The sequence below is a fragment of the Stenotrophomonas maltophilia group sp. msm4 genome (assembly GCF_032025605.1).
Classification (GTDB): Bacteria; Pseudomonadota; Gammaproteobacteria; order Xanthomonadales; family Xanthomonadaceae; genus Stenotrophomonas; species Stenotrophomonas sepilia.
Window position 1 is genome coordinate 314362 of the sequence record NZ_JAVSKK010000003.1, and the last position, 20597, is coordinate 334958.

Annotated in this window: 19 protein-coding genes and 1 pseudogene; 15 read left to right on the plus strand and 5 right to left on the minus strand. The window is 68.4% G+C overall.

All coding sequences use genetic code 11. The features are described 5' to 3' along the window. Positions 1-91: 91 nt before the first annotated feature. Both polA and ROV93_RS15690 read left to right on the plus strand, forming a co-directional pair. Positions 92-2866 carry a DNA polymerase I gene (polA, locus tag ROV93_RS15685; protein WP_072167799.1) on the plus strand — a complete coding sequence of 925 codons (2775 nt, stop codon included), beginning with the start codon at positions 92-94 and terminating at the stop codon, positions 2864-2866. A gap of 369 nt (positions 2867-3235) precedes the next feature. Continuing rightward, positions 3236-3715 carry a YetF domain-containing protein gene (locus tag ROV93_RS15690; protein WP_072167800.1) on the plus strand — a complete coding sequence of 160 codons (480 nt, stop codon included), beginning with the start codon at positions 3236-3238 and terminating at the stop codon, positions 3713-3715. A 42-nt stretch (positions 3716-3757) separates the two neighbouring features. On the opposite strand, the gene hemF is transcribed toward ROV93_RS15690, so the two are convergent. The 5 genes from hemF to ROV93_RS15715 all read right to left on the minus strand — a co-directional run bounded on the left by hemF (position 3758) and on the right by ROV93_RS15715 (position 9769). Further along, positions 3758-4654 (minus strand): oxygen-dependent coproporphyrinogen oxidase, encoded by an 897-nt coding sequence (gene hemF, locus ROV93_RS15695; protein WP_072167801.1) that lies wholly within the window; start codon positions 4652-4654, stop codon positions 3758-3760. 54 nt (positions 4655-4708) lie between these two features. Continuing rightward, complete coding sequence (locus tag ROV93_RS15700) at positions 4709-6322, minus strand: hypothetical protein (protein WP_072167802.1); 1614 nt, start codon at positions 6320-6322, stop codon at positions 4709-4711. Between the two features lie 70 nt (positions 6323-6392). Then, positions 6393-6953, minus strand: a complete 561-nt coding sequence (locus ROV93_RS15705) for a hypothetical protein (RefSeq protein WP_072167803.1) — start codon at positions 6951-6953, stop codon at positions 6393-6395. Positions 6954-6983: 30 nt separating this feature from the next. Then, positions 6984-7403: an NUDIX domain-containing protein gene (locus ROV93_RS15710; protein WP_005420325.1), complete on the minus strand. Its 420-nt coding sequence runs from the start codon at positions 7401-7403 to the stop codon at positions 6984-6986. Next, complete coding sequence (locus tag ROV93_RS15715; RefSeq protein WP_072167804.1) at positions 7400-9769, minus strand: S9 family peptidase; 2370 nt, start codon at positions 9767-9769, stop codon at positions 7400-7402. Before ROV93_RS15715 ends, ROV93_RS15710 begins: the two co-directional genes overlap by 4 nt. A gap of 167 nt (positions 9770-9936) precedes the next feature. Between ROV93_RS15715 and ROV93_RS15720 the strand changes: the two genes are divergently transcribed. The 13 genes and pseudogenes from ROV93_RS15720 to ROV93_RS15780 all read left to right on the plus strand — a co-directional run bounded on the left by ROV93_RS15720 (position 9937) and on the right by ROV93_RS15780 (position 20597). Next, positions 9937-10266, plus strand: a complete 330-nt coding sequence (locus ROV93_RS15720) for a hypothetical protein (RefSeq protein ID WP_072167805.1) — start codon at positions 9937-9939, stop codon at positions 10264-10266. Between the two features lie 36 nt (positions 10267-10302). Then, complete coding sequence (locus tag ROV93_RS15725; RefSeq protein ID WP_088496996.1) at positions 10303-10956, plus strand: sigma-70 family RNA polymerase sigma factor; 654 nt, start codon at positions 10303-10305, stop codon at positions 10954-10956. After that, positions 10953-11168, plus strand: coding sequence for a hypothetical protein (locus ROV93_RS15730; protein ID WP_053498343.1), 216 nt, complete (start codon positions 10953-10955; stop codon positions 11166-11168). Before ROV93_RS15725 ends, ROV93_RS15730 begins: the two co-directional genes overlap by 4 nt. Positions 11169-11381: 213 nt before the next feature. Beyond that, positions 11382-12779, plus strand: a complete 1398-nt coding sequence (locus ROV93_RS15735) for a cytochrome ubiquinol oxidase subunit I (protein ID WP_072167807.1) — start codon at positions 11382-11384, stop codon at positions 12777-12779. Between the two features lies 1 nt (position 12780). Next, positions 12781-13794: a cytochrome d ubiquinol oxidase subunit II gene (gene cydB, locus ROV93_RS15740; protein ID WP_312540351.1), complete on the plus strand. Its 1014-nt coding sequence runs from the start codon at positions 12781-12783 to the stop codon at positions 13792-13794. 216 nt (positions 13795-14010) lie between these two features. Beyond that, a pseudogene (locus tag ROV93_RS15745) lies at positions 14011-14529 on the plus strand (beta-ketoacyl synthase chain length factor); the annotation flags it as partial. A gap of 32 nt (positions 14530-14561) precedes the next feature. Further along, positions 14562-14684: a hypothetical protein gene (locus ROV93_RS15750; RefSeq protein ID WP_312540706.1), complete on the plus strand. Its 123-nt coding sequence runs from the start codon at positions 14562-14564 to the stop codon at positions 14682-14684. A 22-nt stretch (positions 14685-14706) separates the two neighbouring features. Then, positions 14707-15258 carry a membrane protein gene (locus ROV93_RS15755; RefSeq protein ID WP_049416044.1) on the plus strand — a complete coding sequence of 184 codons (552 nt, stop codon included), beginning with the start codon at positions 14707-14709 and terminating at the stop codon, positions 15256-15258. Continuing rightward, positions 15251-16936, plus strand: a complete 1686-nt coding sequence (locus ROV93_RS15760) for an AMP-binding protein (protein WP_312540352.1) — start codon at positions 15251-15253, stop codon at positions 16934-16936. Before ROV93_RS15755 ends, ROV93_RS15760 begins: the two co-directional genes overlap by 8 nt. Further along, positions 16926-17696, plus strand: a complete 771-nt coding sequence (locus tag ROV93_RS15765; protein ID WP_065196793.1) for a glycosyltransferase family 2 protein — start codon at positions 16926-16928, stop codon at positions 17694-17696. Before ROV93_RS15760 ends, ROV93_RS15765 begins: the two co-directional genes overlap by 11 nt. Before the next feature lies 1 nt (position 17697). Beyond that, positions 17698-18639 carry an acyltransferase gene (locus ROV93_RS15770; RefSeq protein WP_088497001.1) on the plus strand — a complete coding sequence of 314 codons (942 nt, stop codon included), beginning with the start codon at positions 17698-17700 and terminating at the stop codon, positions 18637-18639. After that, positions 18629-20179, plus strand: a complete 1551-nt coding sequence (locus ROV93_RS15775) for an aromatic amino acid ammonia-lyase (protein WP_072168061.1) — start codon at positions 18629-18631, stop codon at positions 20177-20179. The genes ROV93_RS15770 and ROV93_RS15775 overlap by 11 nt, the downstream gene beginning before the upstream one ends. Beyond that, on the plus strand, positions 20166-20597 hold the full coding sequence (locus tag ROV93_RS15780) for an acyl-CoA thioesterase (protein ID WP_180890618.1): 432 nt from the start codon (positions 20166-20168) through the stop codon (positions 20595-20597). Before ROV93_RS15775 ends, ROV93_RS15780 begins: the two co-directional genes overlap by 14 nt.

The window sequence follows — 20597 nt, forward strand, 5'->3', positions numbered from 1 at the left end:
GGCCTTTGCCTGGAAAGAGCCCTGATTATGCCCCATCGCGGTGTGCGCGCCGTGTCGCCGCGGTGCAGGCACGGGCGCGTAGAATCGGCGCATGAGCAGATTAGTCCTGATCGACGGGTCCAGTTACCTGTACCGCGCGTTCCACGCGCTGCCGCCCCTGTCCAATGCACAGGGTGAACCCACCGGCGCGCTGTTCGGCGTGGTCAACATGCTGCGTTCGACGCTGAAGGAGCGCCCGGCCTACGTCGCGTTCGTGGTCGATGCGCCCGGCAAGACCTTCCGTGATGACCTGTACGACCAGTACAAGGCCAACCGCCCGCCGATGCCCGATGAACTGCGCAGCCAGGTCGAGCCGATGTGCCGCATCGTCGAAGCGCTGGGCATCAGCATCCTGCGCATCCCCGGCGTGGAAGCCGACGATGTGATCGGCACGCTTGCGCTGCAGGGCCTGGCGCAGGACCTGAAGGTGACCATCTCCACCGGCGACAAGGACTTCGCCCAGCTGGTGCGGCCGGGCATCGAGCTGGTCAACACCATGACCGGCAGCCGCATGGATTCCGACGCGGCGGTGATGGACAAGTTCGGCGTGCGCGCCGATCAGATCATCGACCTGCTGGCGCTGATGGGCGACGCGGTCGACAACGTGCCGGGCGTGGAGAAGTGCGGGCCGAAGACCGCCGCCAAGTGGCTGGCCGAGTACCAGCACCTGGACGGGGTGATGGCGGCCGCGCCGACCATGAAGGGCAAGATCGGCGAGAACCTGCGCGCTGCACTGGAACGCCTGCCGCTGAACCGCGAGTTGGTGACGATCCGCACCGATGTGGAACTGGAGGCCAGCCCGACCACGCTGGCGCTGCGCGAGCAGGATGTGCCGGCGCTGACCGAGCTGTATACGCGTTACGGTTTCACCCAGGCCCTGAAGGAGCTGGGCGCGCCTGTGCCGGCGCCGGCAGCGGCCAGCGAGGCAACCCCGAGCTTGCGCGGCACTGCGGCCGGCTTCGCGCGTGGCAGCGTCGAGGCGCCCGCCGCCGGCACGCTGGATCCGGCACTGTCCGCGCCGGGTGAATACGAGACCGTGCTGACCAGCGGGCAGCTGCAGGCCTGGATCGAACGCCTGCAGCAGGCCGAGCTGATCAGCTTCGACACCGAGACCGACGCACTGGATGCGATGCGCGCGCGCCTGGTCGGCATCAGCCTGGCGGTCGAGCCGGGCAGGGCGGCCTACATTCCGGTCGGCCACGATTACCCCGGCGCGCCGGCCCAGCTGCCGATGCAGCAGGTGCTGGATGCGCTGCGCCCGGTGCTGCAGGACCCGGCGAAGAAGAAGCTGGGCCAGCATGGCAAGTACGACCTGCATGTGCTGCGCCGCCACGGCGTGGAGGTGCAGGGCTACCACGACGACACCATGCTCGAGAGCTTCGTGCTCAACTCCACCGCCACCCGCCACGACATGGATTCGCTGGCCCTGCGTTACCTGGGCTACAGCACCCTCAAGTTCGAGGACGTGGCCGGCAAGGGTGCCAAGCAGATTCCGTTCTCGCAGGTGGGCATCGACGAAGCCAGCCGCTATGCGGCGGAGGACGCCGACATCACCCTGCGCCTGCATCGCGCGCTGCAGCCGCAGCTGCTGGCCGAGCCGGCGCTGGACAGCGTGTACCGCACCATCGAGATGCCGCTGGTGCCGGTGCTGACCACGATCGAAGCCAACGGCGTGCGGATCGACACCGACGAACTGCGCCGCCAGAGCCAGGACCTGTCCTCGCGCATGCTGGCCGCGCAGCAGAAGGCCACCGAGCTGGCCGGGCGCAGCTTCAACCTGGATTCGCCCAAGCAGCTGCAGGCGGTGCTGTTCGACGAGCTGAAGCTGCCGGCGGTGGTGAAGACCCCGAAGGGCCAGCCCAGCACCAACGAAGAGGCGCTGGAAGCGATTGCCGACCAGCACGAACTGCCGCGGGTGATCCTCGACTACCGCGGGTTGGCCAAGCTGCGCAGCACCTACACCGACAAGCTGCCGGAGATGGTCAATCCGGACACGGGTCGGGTGCACACCAGCTACCACCAGTCCGGCGCCGCTACCGGCCGCCTGTCCTCGTCGGACCCGAACCTGCAGAACATCCCGATCCGCACCGAGGACGGCCGCCGCATCCGTCGCGCGTTCGTGGCGCCGGAAGGCTGCCAGCTGCTGGCCGCTGACTATTCGCAGATCGAGCTGCGGATCATGGCGCACCTGTCCGAGGATCCGGGCCTGGTGCGCGCCTTCGAGCAGGGCGCCGACGTGCACCGTGCCACCGCCGCCGAGGTGTTCGGGCGCACGCTGGAGGAGGTGACCCCGAACGAGCGCCGCGCCGCCAAGGCGATCAACTTCGGCCTGATGTACGGCATGAGCGCCTTCGGCCTGGCCCGCAACCTGGGCATCGACCGGGGCCAGGCGCAGGACTATGTGGCGCTGTACTTCAGCCGCTACCCGGGCGTGCGCGACTTCATGGAGCGGATGCGCCAGCAGGCCCGTGACCAGGGCTATGTGGAAACCCTGTTCGGCCGCCGCCTGTACCTGAACGACATCCACGCCCGCAACCAGGGCCTGCGTGCCGGGGCCGAGCGCGCCGCGATCAACGCGCCGATGCAGGGCACCGCCGCCGACATCATCAAGCGTGCAATGGTGAATGTGGACCAGTGGCTGCGCGACAGCGGGGCACCGGCACGGATGATCCTGCAGGTGCACGATGAACTGGTGTTCGAAACCGAAAGCAGTTTCGTGGAAGACTTGCGTTTGCAGGTGGTGGAGCGCATGTCGCAAGCGGCGAAACTGCGGGTGCCTCTGGTGGTCGACACGGGCGTCGGCAACAACTGGGACGAAGCGCACTGACGGCATTTCAGGCCGAAAACGACGTGAATGTGTTCATGAGTCGGGGGTTTCTGACTCGACCATGAATGTTGCCCCGATTGAATTTCATTAAATGGGGCCCCTTCACGAACCGTTAGTGTTCGGAGTGCTTCTATAACTCCCGACAGGCGCAATGCCTGTTGTGGATCTCTCCCATCCCCTGGAGCAGATCTCGGAACGGGGACTCCTCCCCAAGTGCCCGTTCCCCGGCCCCGTTGACCTCCCCCTGGTCAGCGGGGCTTTTTATTTGTGTCGCCGGAACCTCGGATGGGGTCAGATCCCTTTGCCCGACGGGCAAAGGGATCTGACCCCAGGTGCTAGGCTGGGGCCACCGCTCCGCAGGGGAAGACGATGCCCGATCTGTTCGCACTGGCGATGCCGTGGTGGGAATTCATCCTGCGCGCGGTGGTGGTCTATGTGGTGGTGCTGGGCATGGTCCGGCTGGGCGGCAAGCGGGCTCTGGGGCAGATCACGCCCTTCGACGTGCTGCTGATCGTGCTGCTGGGCAACGCGGTGCAGAACGCGCTGCTGGGCACTGACACCTCGCTGGGCGGTGGCCTGCTGCTGGCGGCCACCCTGATCGTGCTGAACTATGGGGTGGGCTGGTTGACCACCCGGAATCGGCGCATGGAGCGGATGATCGAAGGAGAGCCCACCGTGATCGCGCGTGATGGCCGGCTGTTGGAGGGCGTTCTCCGCCGCGAACTGATCAGCCGTGCAGATTTCGACGCCGCGCTGCGCCAGCAGGGCGGGCTGCAGATCGAGGACGTGAAGATCGCCCTGCTGGAGACGACCGGGCACATCACGATCATCGCGCGGAAGAGCACCTGACGTGTAGCGCCGAGCCCAGGGCCGGCACGACCAGGCCGCCCCTCACAGCCAGTCGCGTGGCACCAGGTAGTCGGCCAGGCGCGATTCGGCACTGCCGGGTTCAGGCGAGAAGCCGTATTCCCAGCGCACCCGCGGCGGCAGGCTCATCAGGATGCTTTCGCTGCGGCCACCGCTCTGCAGCCCGAACAGGGTGCCGCGGTCGTAGACCAGGTTGAATTCCACGTAGCGGCCGCGGCGGTACAGCTGGAACTCGCGTTCGCGTTCGCCATGCGGGGTGTCCTTGCGCTGCTGCACGATCGGCAGGTACGCATCGAGGAAGCCGTCGCCGACCGCGCGCAGATAATCGAAATCGCGCTCGAAATCGCCGTGCAGGTCGTCGAAGAACAGACCGCCGACGCCGCGCGTTTCGTTGCGATGACGCAGGAAGAAGTATTCGTCGCACCAGCGCTTGTGCGCGGCGTAGCGTTCGTCGCCGAACGGCGCACACAGATCGCGTGCGACCCGGTGCCAGTGCTGCACGTCCTCGTCGAACGGATAGAACGGGGTCAGGTCGAAGCCGCCGCCGAACCAGCTGGCTACCACTTCACCGTCGCGCTGCGCCTGGAAGAAGCGCACGTTGGCATGGGTGGTCGGCACGTACGGGTTGAGCGGGTGGAACACCAGCGACACGCCGGTGGCGCGCCAGGAGGCGCCCGCCAGTTCCGGGCGGTTGGCCGAGGCCGACGGCGGCAGGCGGCTGCCAGCGACGTCGGAGAAGCCGATGCCGGCCTGCTCGAACACCGCACCGTCGCGCAGCACGCGGGTACGCCCGCCACCGCCCTCGGCACGCTGCCACAGGTCTTCCTGGAAGCGGGCCCGGCCATCGACGGCCTCGATCGCCGCACAGATGCGGTCCTGCAGCTCGGTGAGGTAGGCGCGAACGCGCTCGAATTCGTTCATGGCGCGTACTTTACCGCAGGGCCCGGCCAACGCTGCGGACAGGCCCTGGCAGGCTCAGCGCTTGCGATTGGAAGTGCGCGGCGCCGGAGCGTCCTCGGCCGTCGCTTCGTCCACCGCCTCCTGCAGGACGCGACCCAGCTCCAGGGCGCTCCAGTTTCCGGTGTCCAGCACATCGCAGGCGACGTGGCGCCCGCTGCGGTCGGCGGCGCACAGCCGCTCCAGCGTCGCATGGGCGTCGACGTCGCTGCTGCGGCCCTGCGCTGCGACCAGGTTCTCGCAGCCCTCGCGCACGCCGGCACGGCACACGGTGGTGTAGTGCTCTGCCGCCTGTCGCCACTGCCCGGACAGCGCAAGACGGTTGCCAAGAATGTTGCAGCCCTGCAGCTTGCCCTGCGCGCAGCAGGCTTCGGCACCGCCGCTGGCCAGCGCCTGCGGGCAGTCCTGCGGCAGCGGCAGCACCGTGTAGTGTTTCGGCGGGCTGCAGGTGCTCGCGCCCCCGCCGGTCGGCACGAACACCTGGAAGCGTGTCCACGTGTCCAGGCCCAGCAGCTGGCCGCCGGGCAACGGCCGCAGCACGAAGTCGCCGCCCTTGTCGTGGCGGATGCGGACGTCGCCGTCTTCGACACGGGCACGCAGCTGGCTGTCCCAGCCGATGCCGACCCGTCCTGCATCGCCGAAGTCCAGCGTATCCACCAGGCCACCTGCGGCGCGGAAGGTGCCGCAGGGCAGCGCCGTAGCCGGCTGCGGCCGCAACGAGGCGCCCAGCGCCTGCAACGCAGGCAGGCGCTCACAGGCGGCGCTGTCATTGCCGGGCGCGCACGCTGTGGCCAGTGCCTGCACCGCCTGCAAGGGGTCGCCGGATTCCCACGAGAGCTCGGCCACGCGGCTGCAGAAGCCGCCATGGCCGACCTGCTGGCACAACTGCAACAGCTGCTGGCGCTGCGCGGCCGGCACCACCACCGGCGTGGAGGGTGACAGCACGGAGCTCACGGCTTCGACCATCGCCGCACCCATCGCGGCCTTGACGATCTGCTCCTGCAGCGCCGGATCCGCTTCCAGCGCCGCTGCACAGGCCGGTGTCTCGTTGCTGAAGCCGCCATTCCGGCACGGCACAGGCAGTTCGATGCCGGCCAGTGCGGTATCGAGGATGGCCTGTTGCTGCGCCTCATCCGGCGTGGCCGGCGCCCTGGCCTCGTCATGCCAGCGATCGGCCAGCTGCAGGCACATGCCGGGCACGCCTTCCCGGCACGCCGCTGCCAGCGCGGTGGGGGTCGCCTCGTGGCGGTTGTCCAGGCAGGCCGCCGCATCGGCCAGGCAGCTGCCCGCAGCCGGCGCGGCGGCTGCGGCGCACTGTGCAGGGGCCTGCAGGCTGTAGACCGTGCCGTCCACCTCGAGGGTGCGGCCACGGTCGCGCACCTGCAGCGCGCTGGGCAGGCCATATTCCAGATTCACCAGCTGCAGCTTGCCTTCGATCTGCTGGAACGCGACCGGGGTCGGTGCGCTGCCGAAGTGCTTCTGCTCGCCACGGTTGGATGAGCTGACGCGCAGCGTGCTGCTGCCTTCGTCGGCCTTGAACAGGCCGCATTGCGGTGACTGTGCCGCGGCCACCGGCGTGGCCAGCAGCAACGCCCAGGCCAGCCAGTGGCGGTACGGTGCGAGTGAGAGCATGTCGTCTCCTTGACGATCAAAGGCAAAACGCCGGGTGCTGCCGGAGGCCCTGGCCCACGCCCGGAAGAACTCAGTGGAAGCGCGCGCGCACGTCGGGACGCAGCAGTCGCCAGGCCAGCCAGCCCTGCAGGCCGAGAAGCACGAACGACATGCCGACCACGGTCAGCGTGATCAGCCAGCGTTTCAGCTGCAGCTCCTGCAGCAGGGCCGGGTCATCGGCCAGCAGCGGAATGAGGTCGCCCATGAACAGGTCCAGCCACCAGGCGGCTGCGAAGTTGGTCAGGGCACTCAGCAGCAGCAGTACCACGAAGCTCCACAGGCCCCAGCGACGTTCACGCAGCAGGCCCCAGCTGGACACGGTCGAGGCCAGGCACAACAGCGCGACGACCATTGACGCGGCCACCGGGTGCGCCAGCAGCCAGACCAGGCTGTGCAGCTGCTGTTGCTGCACTTCGCTTTCCACCAGGCGCCACAGCCTGAGGTTCTGCAGCGGCCACAGCACCAGTCCCTGCAGCACGAAGTAGATCGTCAGCAGCAGTGACAGCCAGAACGAAGCCTGTGCGACCGGGCGCACCCAGGCGTGATAGGCCGGGGAAAGCGGCGAGGGGATCGACGGGATCGACATTGACATCCGATGTCCTTGCAGTCGGCGCCCGCCTGCTCAGCGGGCCGTCGCCCGGGTGGCGACGGCCGGCAGGATATGGTGTTCGCTCAAGGGTGCCAAGGGCAGGCCATGCGGCGGTTGCAGCGGCACCCAGGCCAGTTCGGCAATTTCGGCGCGCGCCTGCGGCGCACCGTCCACCTGCACCCACCACGCCTGTGCCTGCACGCGGTGGCCGGGCTCGTTCACAGCCCAGTCCTCGAACGTGCCCAGCGCGATGGCGGCATCGGCGCGCAGCTGCACGCCCAGTTCCTCGTCCAGCTCGCGGGCCAGCGCCTGCAGGGGCGCCTCGCCGGGTTCGGGCTTGCCACCGGGCTGGATGAAGCGGCGCGCACCCTGCTTGCGCACCACCAGCGCCCGGCCGCGGTCATCCAGGATGACCGCAGCCACGATCCGGATCGTGGCTGCGGCGTTGCTCACTTCAGGTTCTGCTCGAACAGCTTGAGGATGCGCTTGTACTGGTCCAGCCAGGAATCGGCACGCACATAGCCGTGGCGTTCCAGCGGGTACGGGGCGATCGACCAGTTGTCCTTGTGCAGTTCGATCAGGCGCTGGGTGAGGTTCACCGAATCCTGGAAGAACACGTTGTCATCCATCATGCCGTGGGCGATCAGCAGGTTGTCCTGCAGGTTCTGCGCGTACTCGATCGGCGAGGACACGCGGTACGCCTCCGGGTCGATGTCCGGGGTGTTGAGGATGTTGCTGGTGTAGCCGTGGTTGTAGTTGTGCCAGTCCACCACCGGGCGCAGCGCGGCGCCGGCCTTGAAGGTGCCCGGCGCACGGAACAGCGCCATGAAGGTCATGAAGCCGCCATAGGAACCGCCGTAGATGCCGGCGTGGTCGCGGTCACCCTGCTGGGTGTCGACCAGCCAGTCCAGGCCGTCCTTGTAGTCTTCCAGTTCCGGGTGGCCCATGTTGCGGTAGATGGCCGTGCGCCAGTCGCGGCCGTAGCCCTCGCTGCCGCGGTAGTCCATGTCCAGCACGATGTAGCCCTTCTGCACCAGCAGGTTGTGGAACATCTGCTCGCGGAAATAGGCCGGGTAGCGCTGGTGCACGTTCTGCAGGTAGCCGGCGCCGTGCACGAACATCACGATCGGGTACTTGCGGCCCGGTTCCTTGTTTTCCGGTTCGTAGTACTTGGCCCAGACCACGCCGGCACCATGCTTGGACGGCACTGCCACCAGCTTCGGCTGGATCCACTGGCGTGCCTTGTAGTCGGCGGTGCGGGTGTCGGTCAGCACGCGCGCCTGGCCACCGGCACTGGGCAGCACCGCCAGCTGCGGCGGCAGGTAGGCGCCGGAGTAGCGCACCAGCAGCTGCTGGCCGTCCGGCGACAGCGAGAAATCCTCCACGCCGTTGAGGCTGGTCAGCTCGCGCACCTGGCGGCTGCCGGTGTCGACCGCGCAGACTTCGTAGTCATGCGGCGCCTGCTGGTTGCACAGGAAGTAGAAGCCCTTGCCATCGGCCGACGGCACCGGCGCCGAGGTTTCCCACTTGCCGCTGGTCAGCGCCTGCGGCTTGGCGGTGCCGGCCTGGGTGTACAGGTGCGAGAAGCCCGATTCCTCGGACAACAGCCACAGCGTGCGGCCATCGGCCATCCAGCCGAAATCGTTGAAGCCCCAGTTGATCCAGGCGTTGTCGGTCAGGCGGTGGCGGTTCTGCACGCGGCCGTCGGCAGCATTGACGCTGATGATCCAGCGGTCCTTGTTGTCGTTGGCGCGCAGCATCACCGCGGCCTGCTGGCCGTCGGCGCTCCAGCGGATGCCGCCGCCCATGAAGTCGCTCATCACCTGCACGCTGCGCTCGCCCTTCAGCGCATCCTTGCCGGCCTTGCGGCGCAGTTCGGCCAGCGGGTCGGTGCTGATGCCCGGCAGGCCGGACAGCGAGACCTTCTCGGCCTTGCCGGTGCGCACATCCACGTACCACAGGGTGTGTGGCTCGAAGCCGTTACGGCCGACGCGGGTGCGGGTGTCCTCGGTTTCCTCGTAGCCCGACTCGGTCACGTACAGCGGCATCTTGCTGGTGCGGCCGTCGTCGAAGTCCTTCGGCTTGGTCACCACGATCAGGTGGGTCAGGTCCGGCGACAGCACGCTGTCACCGATCTCGACGTCGGCGCCCAGGTAGACCGGGCCCGGTGCGCGGGTCGGATCCGCCTGGCGCCAGCGCTGGTCCTGGTCCTTCAATGCCTCGCGCTGCTCGCGGTCGCGGCGCAGGGTTTCCAGCGTGCGCAGCTGCTGGTCGCGGAGCACGTCGGCCTTCGGCGGCGTGCGCGGGTCCTTCTCGGCCTTCAGGCTGGCCACCTGCTGCACGCCGCTGGCGGCGGTCCAGTGGAACCAGTTCTGGCCGACGCGCCAGATCACGCCGTTGTCTGCGGCAAAGTTCACGTTGCCCGCGCGCTCGTTGCTGCGGGTCAGCTGGGTCAGCGCGCCGCTGCGCAGGTCGCGCACGAACACATCGCCATTGCGCACGAAGGCGCTGCGGCTGCGGCTGCGGTCGTAGACCGGATCGGCGACGTCCAGGGTACCGCGCTGGTCATCGGCCACCTGCGCGGCCACGCCGCCGGCCACCGGCTGGCGGAAGGTGTCGCGCACCGGGCTGCCGTTGCGCTTGAGCTGGTATTCCACCTGCTGGCTGTTCCACGACCACCAGGCCTTCTCGACCGGCGGACCGATCCAGTCCGGGTCGGCCATGGCCTGTTCGATGGTGATCGGCGTCGGCGCGGCATGCGCGGCCGGTGCGGCCAGCACGGCCGACAGCAGGAGGGACAGGGGCAGCACTCGGGACATGGGCGGACGGCACCAGAAGAGGAAACCGGGCAAGGGTAGCAGCCGTCCGGGCCGGGGGCAGGGGCCACAGGTCATGGCAGCGGCATTGGCAAAGTGGCGCAACCGGTTGCCGTGGTCGCGCATCCATTCTCCTGAACCCGCATCATCCACCGAACAGGAGCCCGACCATGCAGGAACTGATCCCGATCACCCTCTTCATCTGCATCGCCTACGCGATCCATGCCATTGCAGATGCGCGCGCGCGCAGCAAGCTGGTGGCCCCGCACGTACCGGAGGAAGTGATCCGCTCGCTGGCTGTGCTGGAAGAAGAGCGCCGCCGCCAGGGTGCGTTGCGCTGGGGCATCAGCCTGGTCTGCCTGGCCCTGGCCATGGCCATGCTGGAAGCCATCGGGGCCCGTGACCTGACCTTTGGCGCCGCCGCCGCGCTGGTCGGCAGTGCCGGCCTCGGCCAGCTGCTGGCCTGGCACTTCACCCGGCCTGCCGCACGCAAGGGCTGAGGCAGGCATGCCACGGGCACAGGGGGCGCCCCGCGCATGAGCCTGCTCGGCGAAGCGCTGTCGGCACTGCGGGGCCGTCGCCGCGAGGATACGGCGGCGACGGCGGCCCCCGCCAAAGCGCTGGACGCGGACCAGGCCCTGGTGCGGGCCATCATCGATGGCTCGCAGTCGGCCTTCGCGCAGCTGGTGGAGACCCACCAGCGCACCTGCGCGCATGTGATCGGACGCATGGTGGGCGACCGCGACCAGGTCGCCGACCTGCTGCAGGAAACTTTCCTTGCCGTGTTCCGCCAGCTGCATCGGTTTCGTTTTGAATGCTCGCTGCGCACCTGGGTTTCCCGGATCGCCTACACCACGGCGTTGCAGCACCTGCGCCGGCGGCGGCTGGAGGCGCAGTGGATGGTGGCGGTGGAGGTGCCGGAGGATCTGGGGATCGGCGATGAAGGCCCCGGGCCGGCCGAGTTGAGCGAGGCGCTGCAGGCCGGGCGCCAGCTCGGCGCGGCACTGGAACGGCTGAGTCCGCCGCAGCGCCTGATCGTCGGCCTGCATTACCTGGAGGATTTCGATCTGGCCGAGATCGAACAGGTGACCGGGCTGGCGCGCGGTACCATCAAGAGCCATCTGCACCGCGCGCGCCAGATCCTGAAGCAGGAACTGACGCGGCATGCCACCGCCGGAGAGCTGCTGTGAATCCACCGACCGACCCTCGCGATGCGGAAGCGCGCGCGCTGGCACAGGCGTTGCGTGAGCAGGCACAGCAGGAAGACACGCCGGATGTGAGCGAGGCGCTGCAGAAGCGCATTGCCGCTGAGTCGCGCGACGGTGGCGTGGGTTATGTGGTGGTGCAGGTGCTGTTGTTTGGCGCCCTGCTGGCTGCGGCGGCCTGGTATTTCTGGCACTGAGGCACCCGCCGGGCAAGGGGCCGCTCCAATCGCGGTGGGTAGAGGCCGACCTGGGTCGGCGTTTGGGCGTGTGTGCCAACCAAGGTTGGCAGCTACCAGAACGGTTGACCCCTGCGACAAAGTGAAGCAGCGCGTCACCCGGTCGCATCCCGTTTTAACGAAATCCTCCTAAAGTGGTCCGGTATCCCACCGGTCGCAGGCAGGAGGCGTCCCTTGGACGCGTTGTTGTTGTCCCGGATCCAGTTCGGATTCGTCATCAGTTTCCACGTGCTGTTCCCCGCCTTCACCATCGGCACGGCCAGCTGGCTGGCCTTCATCGAGTGGCGCTGGCTGCGCACGAAGTTGCCCGTGTGGCGCGAGCTGTACTTCTTCTGGCAGAAGATCTTCGCGGTGTCGTTCGGCATGGGCGTGGTCAGTGGCATCGTCATGGCCTTCCAGTTCGGCACCAACTGGCCGCGGCTGAGCGAGGTGGCCGGCACGGTCATCGGCCCGCTGCTGACCTACGAGGTGCTGACCGCGTTCTTCCTGGAAGCCAGCTTCCTCGGCGTGATGATGTTCGGCTGGGGCCGGGTCTCGCCGCGCCTGCATTTCCTGTCCACCTGCATGGTGGCGCTGGGCACGCTGTTCTCCACGTTCTGGATCCTGTCGTCCAACAGCTGGCTGCACACGCCGGCCGGCTACGAGATGGTCAACGGCATCGTGCATCCGGTGGACTGGTGGCAGGTGGTGTTCAACCCTTCGTTCCCCTACCGCCTCGCGCACATGGCGCTGGGCTCGTTCATTACCACCTGTTTCGTGATTGGTGGCGTGGGCGCGTGGTACCTGCGCAAGGGCACGCACGTGGAAGCGGGCCGGCGCATGCTGATCGCCGCCGTGGCATTCGCCGCGCTGACCGTGCCGGTGCAGATCTTCGTCGGCGACATGCACGGCCTGAACACGCTCAAGCACCAGCCGATGAAGATCGCGGCGGTGGAAGCGCATTGGCATGAGACCCGGGAAGGCGAGGGCGTACCGCTGGTGGTGTTCGCGCTACCCAACGAGAAGGAGGAGCGCAACGATTTCGAAGTGGCCATCCCGAAGCTGGGCAGCGTGATCCTGACCCACAGCTTGGACGGCACCTTCGACCCGCTGACCTCGGTACCGGCCAGCGAGCGGCCGCCGGTGACGCCGGTGTTCTTTGCCTTCCGCATCATGGTCGGGCTGGGCACGCTGATGCTGCTGCTGGCCTGGGTGTCGGCCTTCCAGCTGTGGCGCAACAAGCTGCTCGATTCGCCATGGCTGCTGCGCGGCTGGAACTGGATGCTGCCCAGCGGTTTCATCGCGCTGCTGTCGGGGTGGTTCGTCACCGAGATGGGGCGCCAGCCGTGGGTGGTGTATGGCCTGCTGCGCACCGCCGATGCGGTCGGCCCGCAGAGCGCGTGGATGACCGCGCTGTCGCTGGGCGTCTACGTGGTTGGCTACGCCTTCGTGTTCGGCTGGGGCATCTGGTACCTGGTGAAGATCCTGCGCCACGGACCGCAGCCCTACGCCGAAGGGCCGTCGCTGGACCACGGCAGCCACACCCCGGCGCGCCCGCTGTCGGCAGCCGACGAACCGCTGGAGGAGCGCTGACATGGACCTGATGACCTGGCTGCCGGTGGCGTGGTTCGCGGTGATCGGCTTCGGCGTGCTGATGTACGTGGTGCTGGACGGCTTCGTTCTTGGCATCGACATCCTCGCCCCCTTCGCCGAGGACGAGGAGCAGCTGGACCTGATGATGAACACCGCCGCGCCGATCTGGGACGGCAACGAGACCTGGCTGGTGCTGGGGGGTGCCGGCCTGCTGGCGGCCTTCCCCAAGGCCTATGCGGTGCTGTTGTCGGCGCTGTACCTGCCGGTGCTGGTGCTGGTGGTGGCGCTGGTGTTCCGTGGCGTGGCCTTTGAATTCCGCTTCAAGGCACATCGGTCACGCCGGCTGTGGAGCGTGGCCTTCGGCCTCGGTTCGCTGCTGGCGACGTTCGCCCAGGGCGTGATCCTGGGCACGCTGGTGCAGGGCATCCCGCTGGTGGACGGTGTCTATCAGGGCGGGCCGTTCGCCTGGTTCAGCCCGTTCGCGATGCTGACCGGTGCCGCGCTGGTGGCCGGCTATGCGCTGCTGGGCAGCACCTGGCTGATCCTGAAGACAGAGGGACGCGTGCAGGCGCTGGCGCGGCAGATGACCCGGCCGCTGGTGGTGGCGGTGATCGCGGCGATGGGCCTGGTCAGCAGCTGGCTGCCGTTCCTCGATTCGCGGTTGATGGCGCGCTGGTTCAGCGACGGCAACTTCTGGTGGCTGTCGCCGGTGCCGCTGCTGACCCTGGCGGTAGCCGCTGCGCTGTGGCGCAGTGCCACCCACCCGCGCCGTGACCTGCCGCCGTTCCTGCTCAGCCTGGCCCTGTTCGTGCTCGGCTTCCTCGGCCTGGTGCTGGGGATGTGGCCCTACCTGCTGCCACCGTCGATGACCCTGTGGCAGGCCGCCGCGCCGGCCTCCTCGCTGGGCTTCACCCTGGTCGGGCTGGTCATTCTGCTGCCGGTCATCCTCGGCTACACGGCGTGGTCGTACCGGGTGTTCCGTGGCAAGGTGCACGCCGATACCGGTTACCACTGATCGATTGAAGCGGGGGCCGCCGGTGCCGGCTCCCGTGTTGGGGAATGTGAAACCTGCACACCCCGTGCAGGACGTGCTAGCGTGCGCTCCTTTCCGGCAGCCAGGGGGGCGGCCGGCGACGTCCTGGACGGACGCACGGCTGCAGGAATGGGGGGCCGCCGCGCGTCGCCGTAATGGCTCGTGCCTATTGTTCTCCCGTTGAAGCACCTTCGCTAAATGATCGAATTCTCCATCGTCGACTGGGCTGCCTGGGCGCCCGGCCTGAGCGAGCGTAGCCAGTGGCTGGGCTGGGCCGATGCGCCGTATCCGCCGGTTGGCGAAGACACGCCGGCGCTGGCCGAGATCCCGGCAATGCAGCGCCGCCGCATCGAGCGGCTGGGCCGGATGGCGATCCAGGCTGCCTGCTGGTGCGAGGAGGGGCAGGGGGCGGACAACCAGGTCCCGCTGGTGTTCGCCAGCCGCCACGGCGACGTGGCCCGTTCGATGGAGCTGCTGGGGGCGCTGTCCAATGATCAGCCCTTGTCACCAACGGGGTTCGGCCTGTCGGTGCACAACGCGATCGCTGCGTTGTACTCGATCGCGCGCGGCCACCGTGGCAACTACCTGGCGCTGGCCGCCGGCCAGGCCACGGTCGAAACCGCCTGCCTGGAAGCGGCCGGTCTGCTCGCCGATGGCGCCCGCGAAGTTCGGGTCGTGGTGTATGAGTCGCGCCTTCCCGAGATTTACGCGACGTTCTGGACATCGACAGCATCGATGCGGTCGACCTGATCGTGCAGCTCAAGCCACTGCTCGGCCGCAACCTGCAGCCGGAAGCGTTCAAGGCCGTGCGCACCGTGCAGGACATCGTCGATGTCGTGCATGGACTGCTGCCGGACCAGGCAGCCGCCTGACCGCAGCGCCGGCGGCTTCGCCATGGCTCGCGCACGTACCGTCGTGGTGGCAGCGATTTCGCTTGCCTACCCGCTGCTGGTGTACCTGGCGATGGGCCGCTTCGAGCCGCGCTGGCTGTCGCTGCTGCTGTTCACCCTGGCCCTGCTGCGTGCGCTGAGCACGCGCCAGCCGTTGTGGTGGGCCGCCGCCGCCGGCACCGGCCTGCTGGCGGTGCTGGCCACCGTGCTCAACCAGGCCCTGCCGCTGAAGCTATATCCGGCGCTGGTCAATGCGGTGATGCTGGCGGTGTTCGGCACCAGCCTGCGCTTCGGGCCGCCGTTGGTGGAGCGCCTGGCGCGGCTGCAGGAGCCGGACCTGCCCCCGTTCGCGGTGGCCTATACCCGCCGCGTCACCCAGGTGTGGTGCGGCTTCTTCGTTCTCAACGGCAGCCTGGCCCTGCTGACCGCGCTGTACGCGTCGGACCGGGCCTGGATGCTCTACAACGGATTGTTGGCGTACGTGATGATGGGCGTGTTGTTCGCAGGTGAGTGGCTGGTGCGGCGGCGGGTGAAGGCGGCGCACGCGCATGGCTGAGTGGATTGCCCTGGACCGGCTGCTGCTGGAGGCGCGGCCGCAGCGCAGCGTCGGCCTGTGCGACGGAGACATGGTTGACCACGCCTGCTTCCGCCAGCGCGTACGGGGCTGGCGCGCCGCCTTTGCGGCGGCTGAAGGCCGCGACTGGGCCCTGTATTTCGATGACGCCGTGGCCTTCGCTGCGGCGCTGTTCGGCGCCTGGCATGCCGGCAAGCGGGTGTTCCTGGCCGCTGACAACCTGCCGGCCACACTGCAGGCGCTGCAGCCGCAGGTGAGCGGTTTCGCGGGCGACGTACCGGACGACTACCGCCCGCTGGCGGCGCTGGACGCCACACTGGACGACGAACTGCAGGCGCTGGACGAGCGCGCCTGCGAGCTGTGCGTGTTCACCTCCGGCAGCACCGGCCAGCCCAGTGCGATCGGCAAGCGCCTGGACCAGCTGGCGCGCGAGGTGGAAGCGCTGCAGGCCGCGTTCGCTGCGCAGCTGGATGGCGCGCAGGTGCACGGCACGGTGTCCCACCAGCACATCTACGGGCTGCTGTTCCGCGTGCTGTGGCCGCTGGCCGCCGGCCGCCTGATCCATCCGCGTCGGTTCTTCCACGAAGACCTGGTGGGTGCGCTGGCCGGTACCGACACGGTGCTGGTGGCGACGCCGGCCCATCTCAAGCGCCTGCCCGAGCAGCTCGACTGGGCCAGCCTGCATGGCCGCCTGCGCGCGGTGTTCTCCTCCGGTGGCCCGCTGCCGGAGGACGCGGCGCGACAGGTGCGGCAGTGGTTGGGTGTGGCGCCGACCGAGGTCTATGGCAGCAGCGAGACCGGCGGTATCGCCTGGCGCCGCTGGGACACCGACCTGCCGCCGTGGCAGCCGCTGCCGGGTGTGCAATGGCGGATCGACGACGGCTGCCTGGCGGTGGCCTCGGCGCATCTGGAAACTCCCGGCTGGTGGCGCACCCAGGACCGCGTGGAAGCCTTGGCCGATGGCCGTTTCCGGCTGCTGGGCCGCGCCGACCGCATCGTCAAGATCGAAGAGCGCCGCGTCTCGCTGGATGCGCTGGAACGCGCGCTGCGCGAAGACACCGAAGTGGATGACGTGCGCGTGCTGGTGCTGCCCGGGCAGCGCGAGCAGCTGGCCGCCGTGGTGGTTCCGGCCGATCCGGCGCTGCTGGAGGGCGGCGACGCCGCGCGCCGTGCGCTGGGCCAACGCCTGGGCGCGCGCCTGGCGCATGCGCATGACGCGGTGACCCGGCCGCGCCGTTGGCGCCTGGTGCAGGCGTTGCCGATCAACGCGCAGGGCAAGGTGACCCAGGCGGCATTGGCGGCGCTGTTCCAGCCACTGATGCCGGTGCCGGTCTGGGACCGCCGCGACGCCGCCAGCGCCACGCTGCGCATGACCCTCGACCCGGCGCTGCGGCCGTTCCAGGGCCACTTCCCGCAGGCGGCGATCCTGCCCGGTGTGGCGCAGCTGGACTGGGCGATGCGTTTCGGCCGCCAGGCATTTGCGATACCGCGCGCGTTCCTGCGCATGGACGCGGTGAAGTTCCAGCACGTGGCCCGCCCCGGCGATGAGTTGACCCTGCAGCTGGACTGGGATGCCGCACGCAACGTGCTGGCCTTCCGCTATACCTCCAGCCACGGTGTGCATGCCAGCGGCAAGGTGGTTTTCGCCGATGCGGACTGACCCGGCCGTTGCCGGTGCCGCGTTCGCGCCACTGGTGGTGATTCCCGTCTACGACCACGAGCACGCCATCGTGGCGGTGGTCGACGGTGTGCAGGCCGCTGGCCTGCCTTGCCTGTTGGTCGACGATGGTTCGCATGAGGCGTGCGCGGCGGTGCTGCGCACGCTGGCACAGCGCCAGGGCGTCGACCTGCTGCGCCTGGACGCCAACCAGGGCAAGGGTGGGGCGATGCTGGCCGGTTTTGCTGAAGCCGGCGCGCGTGGCTACAGCCACGTGCTGCAGATCGACGCAGACGGCCAGCACGATACCGCTGACCTGCCACGCTTCATCGAGGCCGCGCGTGTGCATCCCGACGCGGTGATCTGCGGCATTCCGGCCTACGACGCCAGTGTTCCCAAGGCACGCCTGTATGGCCGTTACGCCACCCACGTCTGGGTCTGGATCAACACGCTGTCGCTGCACCTGCGCGACACCATGTGCGGATTCCGGGTGTATCCCCTGCCACCGGTGCTGCGCCTGATCGGTGAAGAGACCATCGGCCGGCGCATGGATTTCGATACTGAAGTGATGGTGCGCCTGTACTGGCGCCAGCTGCCGGTCGAGCACCTGGCCACGCGCGTGACCTATCCCGCCGATGGCGTGTCGCACTTCGATGTGTGGCGCGACAACGTGCGCATCAGCCGCATGCACACCCGCCTGTTCTTCGGCATGCTCTGGCGCGCACCGCGGCTGCTGTGGCGCCGCCTGCAGGGGCAGCGCTGAGATGGCGACCGCGCAGGACGCCCCGCACTGGGCCGACATCGGCGAATCGACGTCGGTGGCCGGCGTGCTGTTCCTGTGCTGGGTGCACCGCTGGTTCGGGCGCTGGCCATTCCGCCTGTGCGCGTGGCCGGTGGTGGCCTGCCATTGGCTGGGTAACCGTGTGGGGCGACAGGCCTCGATGCAGTACCTGCAGCGGCTGCAGGCATACAGCGGCGTGCTCGGCCGCGCGCCAACCCGGCGCGACAGCCTGCGCCACTTCTTCGCCTTCGCCGACACGATGCTGGACAAGATCCTCGGCCTGGGCGGGCGCTACCCGGCCAACCGTATCCACCTGCACCGCGACCTGGTGCTGCAGAAGATCGCGCGCCGCGAAGGCGGTCTGATCCTCACCGCGCACATCGGCTGCCTGGAACTGTGCCAGGTGCTGGCCGAACAGGTGCCGGGGTTCCGCATCACCGTGCTGGTGCACACCGCGCATGCGCAGCGCTTCAACCGCCTGCTGCAGCGGCTGGACCCGCTGGCGGCGGTGGAGCTGGTGCAGGTGACCGGAATGGGGCCGGCCACAGCGATGATGCTGGCCGAGCGCGTGGCGGCGGGTGGCTTCGTCGCCATCGTCGGCGACCGCACGCCGGTGCAGGGCGGTCGCAGTGTCACCGCCGATTTCCTCGGCCACCGCGCACCGTTCCCTATCGGCGCTTACGTGCTGGCTGCGGCGCTGGGCTGCCCGGTCTACACCATGGCCTGCCTGCACCAGGGCGAGGGCTACCGCGTGGCTTTTGAACAGTTCGCCGAACGCATCGTGCTGCCGCGTGGCTCGCGCGACGCGGCACTTGCCGAACAGGCACAGCGCTTCGCGCGCTGGCTGGAACTCCAGGTCATCCAGTCCCCGTTGGACTGGTTCAATTTCTTCCCCTTCTGGGATCAGGCTCCGCATGACGACTGACGCCGTACCCGTGTGCCGCTTTGGCGATGCACCGTTGACCATCGAAGACGTGGTTGCCCTGGCCCAGCGCCAGTGCGAGGCCGCACTGAGCGACGCGCCGGCGTTCCGCGCGCACATCCAGCGCGGTGCCGACTTCCTTGACCGCCTGCTGCGCGAAGATGGCGTGATCTACGGTGTGACCACCGGCTATGGCGATTCGTGCACGGTGAACATCCCGCCGGCACTGGTGGCTGAACTGCCGCACCACCTGTACACCTACCATGGCTGCGGCCTGGGCCGTTACCTGGACCCGGTCGAGACCCGTGCGGTGCTGGCCGCGCGCCTGGCGTCGCTGGTGCGTGGCATGTCCGGTGTCAGCGTGCCGCTGCTGGAAGGCCTGGCCACGCTGCTGCAGCACGACGTGCTGCCGATGATCCCGGCCGAAGGCTCGGTGGGGGCCAGTGGTGACCTGACCCCGCTGTCCTACGTGGCGGCGGTGCTGTGCGGCGAGCGCGAGGTGCTGCACGATGGCCGCGTGCAGCCTGCTGCCGAGGTGCTGGCGAAGATCGGCATGACCCCGCTGAAGCTGCGGCCGAAGGAAGGCCTGGCGATCATGAACGGCACCGCGGTGATGACCGGCCTGGCCTGCCTGGCCTGGCAGCGCGCCGACTACCTGGCACGGATGGCCACGCGCCTGACCGCGTTCAACGTGCTGGCCAGCGACGGCAACGCGCACCACTTCGACGAAACCCTGTTCGCGGCCAAGCCGCACCCGGGCCAGGGCCGCATCGCCGCGCGCCTGCGCAGCGACCTGCACAGCGAGCGTCCGCCACGCAATGAACAGCGCCTGCAGGACCGCTATTCGCTGCGCTGCGCACCGCACGTGATCGGCGTGCTGGAGGACAGCCTGCCGTTCCTGCGCCAGCTGATCGAAACCGAACTGAACAGCGCCAACGACAATCCGCTGATCGATGCCGACGGCGAGCGCATCCTGCATGGCGGCCACTTCTACGGCGGCCACATCGCGCTGGCGATGGACACCCTGAAGAACACCGTGGCCAACGTTGCCGACCTGCTCGACCGGCAGCTGGCGCTGGTGGTGGATGCCCGTTACAACCATGGCCTGCCGGCCAACCTGTCAGCGGCCACCGGCCCGCGCGCGGCCATCAACCATGGCCTGAAGGCGCTGCAGATCAGCGTGTCGGCCTGGACCGCAGAAGCACTGAAGCAGACCCTGCCGGCCAGCGTGTTCTCGCGTTCCACCGAGTGCCATAACCAGGACAAGGTCAGCATGGGCACCATCGCCGCGCGCGACTGCCTGCGCGTGATCGAGCTGACCGAGCAGGTGGTGGCCGCAATGCTGATCGCCGCCCGCCAGGGCCTTGCGCTGCGCGAACGGGTTGGCCTGAACGCGCAGCTGCATGGCAGTCTGGCCGGCATGTACGCCGATCTGGGGCAGCGCATCGCCCTGGTTGAAGAAGACCGCGCGCTGGATCGCGAACTGCGGGAACTGCTGGTGGAGATCCGCGCGCAACGTTGGGAGCTGTATGCCGGTGAATGAGGCTATTGAACGGGTTGGCGAAATTGCGTTGACCCCCGCCTTCCATGACTGCGATCCGATGAACGTGGTCTGGCATGGCAACTACTTCAAGTACTTCGAGATCGCGCGCTGCGCGCTGTTTGGGCGCTACGACTACGACTATCCGCAGATGCTCGAATCGGGCTACCTGTGGCCGGTGGTCGATGCGCGGGTGAAGTACGTGCGCCCGCTGCTGTTCAACCAGGCGCTGCGCGTGATTGCGCGCATCGTGGAATGGGAGAACCGGCTGAAGATCGAGTACGAGATCCTTGATGCGGAAAGCGGCCAGGTGCTGACCCGTGCGATGACCATCCAGGTCGCGGTGGACGCGACCAGCAGGGAAATGCTGTACCAGTGCCCGCCGGTACTGTGGGAACGCCTGGGAGTGCCTGCGCCGTGA

Coding starts and splice junctions, on each gene's coding strand:
- cydB (WP_312540351.1), top strand. CDS start 12,781: ATGGACCTGATGACCTGGCTGCCGGTGGCGTGGTTCGCGGTGATCGGC.
- ROV93_RS15775 (WP_072168061.1), top strand. CDS start 18,629: ATGACGACTGACGCCGTACCCGTGTGCCGCTTTGGCGATGCACCGTTG.
- hemF (WP_072167801.1), bottom strand. CDS start 4,654: ATGAACGAATTCGAGCGCGTTCGCGCCTACCTCACCGAGCTGCAGGAC.
- ROV93_RS15765 (WP_065196793.1), top strand. CDS start 16,926: ATGCGGACTGACCCGGCCGTTGCCGGTGCCGCGTTCGCGCCACTGGTG.
- ROV93_RS15725 (WP_088496996.1), top strand. CDS start 10,303: ATGAGCCTGCTCGGCGAAGCGCTGTCGGCACTGCGGGGCCGTCGCCGC.
- ROV93_RS15715 (WP_072167804.1), bottom strand. CDS start 9,769: ATGTCCCGAGTGCTGCCCCTGTCCCTCCTGCTGTCGGCCGTGCTGGCC.
- ROV93_RS15760 (WP_312540352.1), top strand. CDS start 15,251: ATGGCTGAGTGGATTGCCCTGGACCGGCTGCTGCTGGAGGCGCGGCCG.
- ROV93_RS15700 (WP_072167802.1), bottom strand. CDS start 6,322: ATGCTCTCACTCGCACCGTACCGCCACTGGCTGGCCTGGGCGTTGCTG.
- ROV93_RS15690 (WP_072167800.1), top strand. CDS start 3,236: ATGCCCGATCTGTTCGCACTGGCGATGCCGTGGTGGGAATTCATCCTG.
- ROV93_RS15755 (WP_049416044.1), top strand. CDS start 14,707: ATGGCTCGCGCACGTACCGTCGTGGTGGCAGCGATTTCGCTTGCCTAC.
- polA (WP_072167799.1), top strand. CDS start 92: ATGAGCAGATTAGTCCTGATCGACGGGTCCAGTTACCTGTACCGCGCG.
- ROV93_RS15720 (WP_072167805.1), top strand. CDS start 9,937: ATGCAGGAACTGATCCCGATCACCCTCTTCATCTGCATCGCCTACGCG.
- ROV93_RS15705 (WP_072167803.1), bottom strand. CDS start 6,953: ATGTCAATGTCGATCCCGTCGATCCCCTCGCCGCTTTCCCCGGCCTAT.
- ROV93_RS15770 (WP_088497001.1), top strand. CDS start 17,698: ATGGCGACCGCGCAGGACGCCCCGCACTGGGCCGACATCGGCGAATCG.
- ROV93_RS15780 (WP_180890618.1), top strand. CDS start 20,166: ATGCCGGTGAATGAGGCTATTGAACGGGTTGGCGAAATTGCGTTGACC.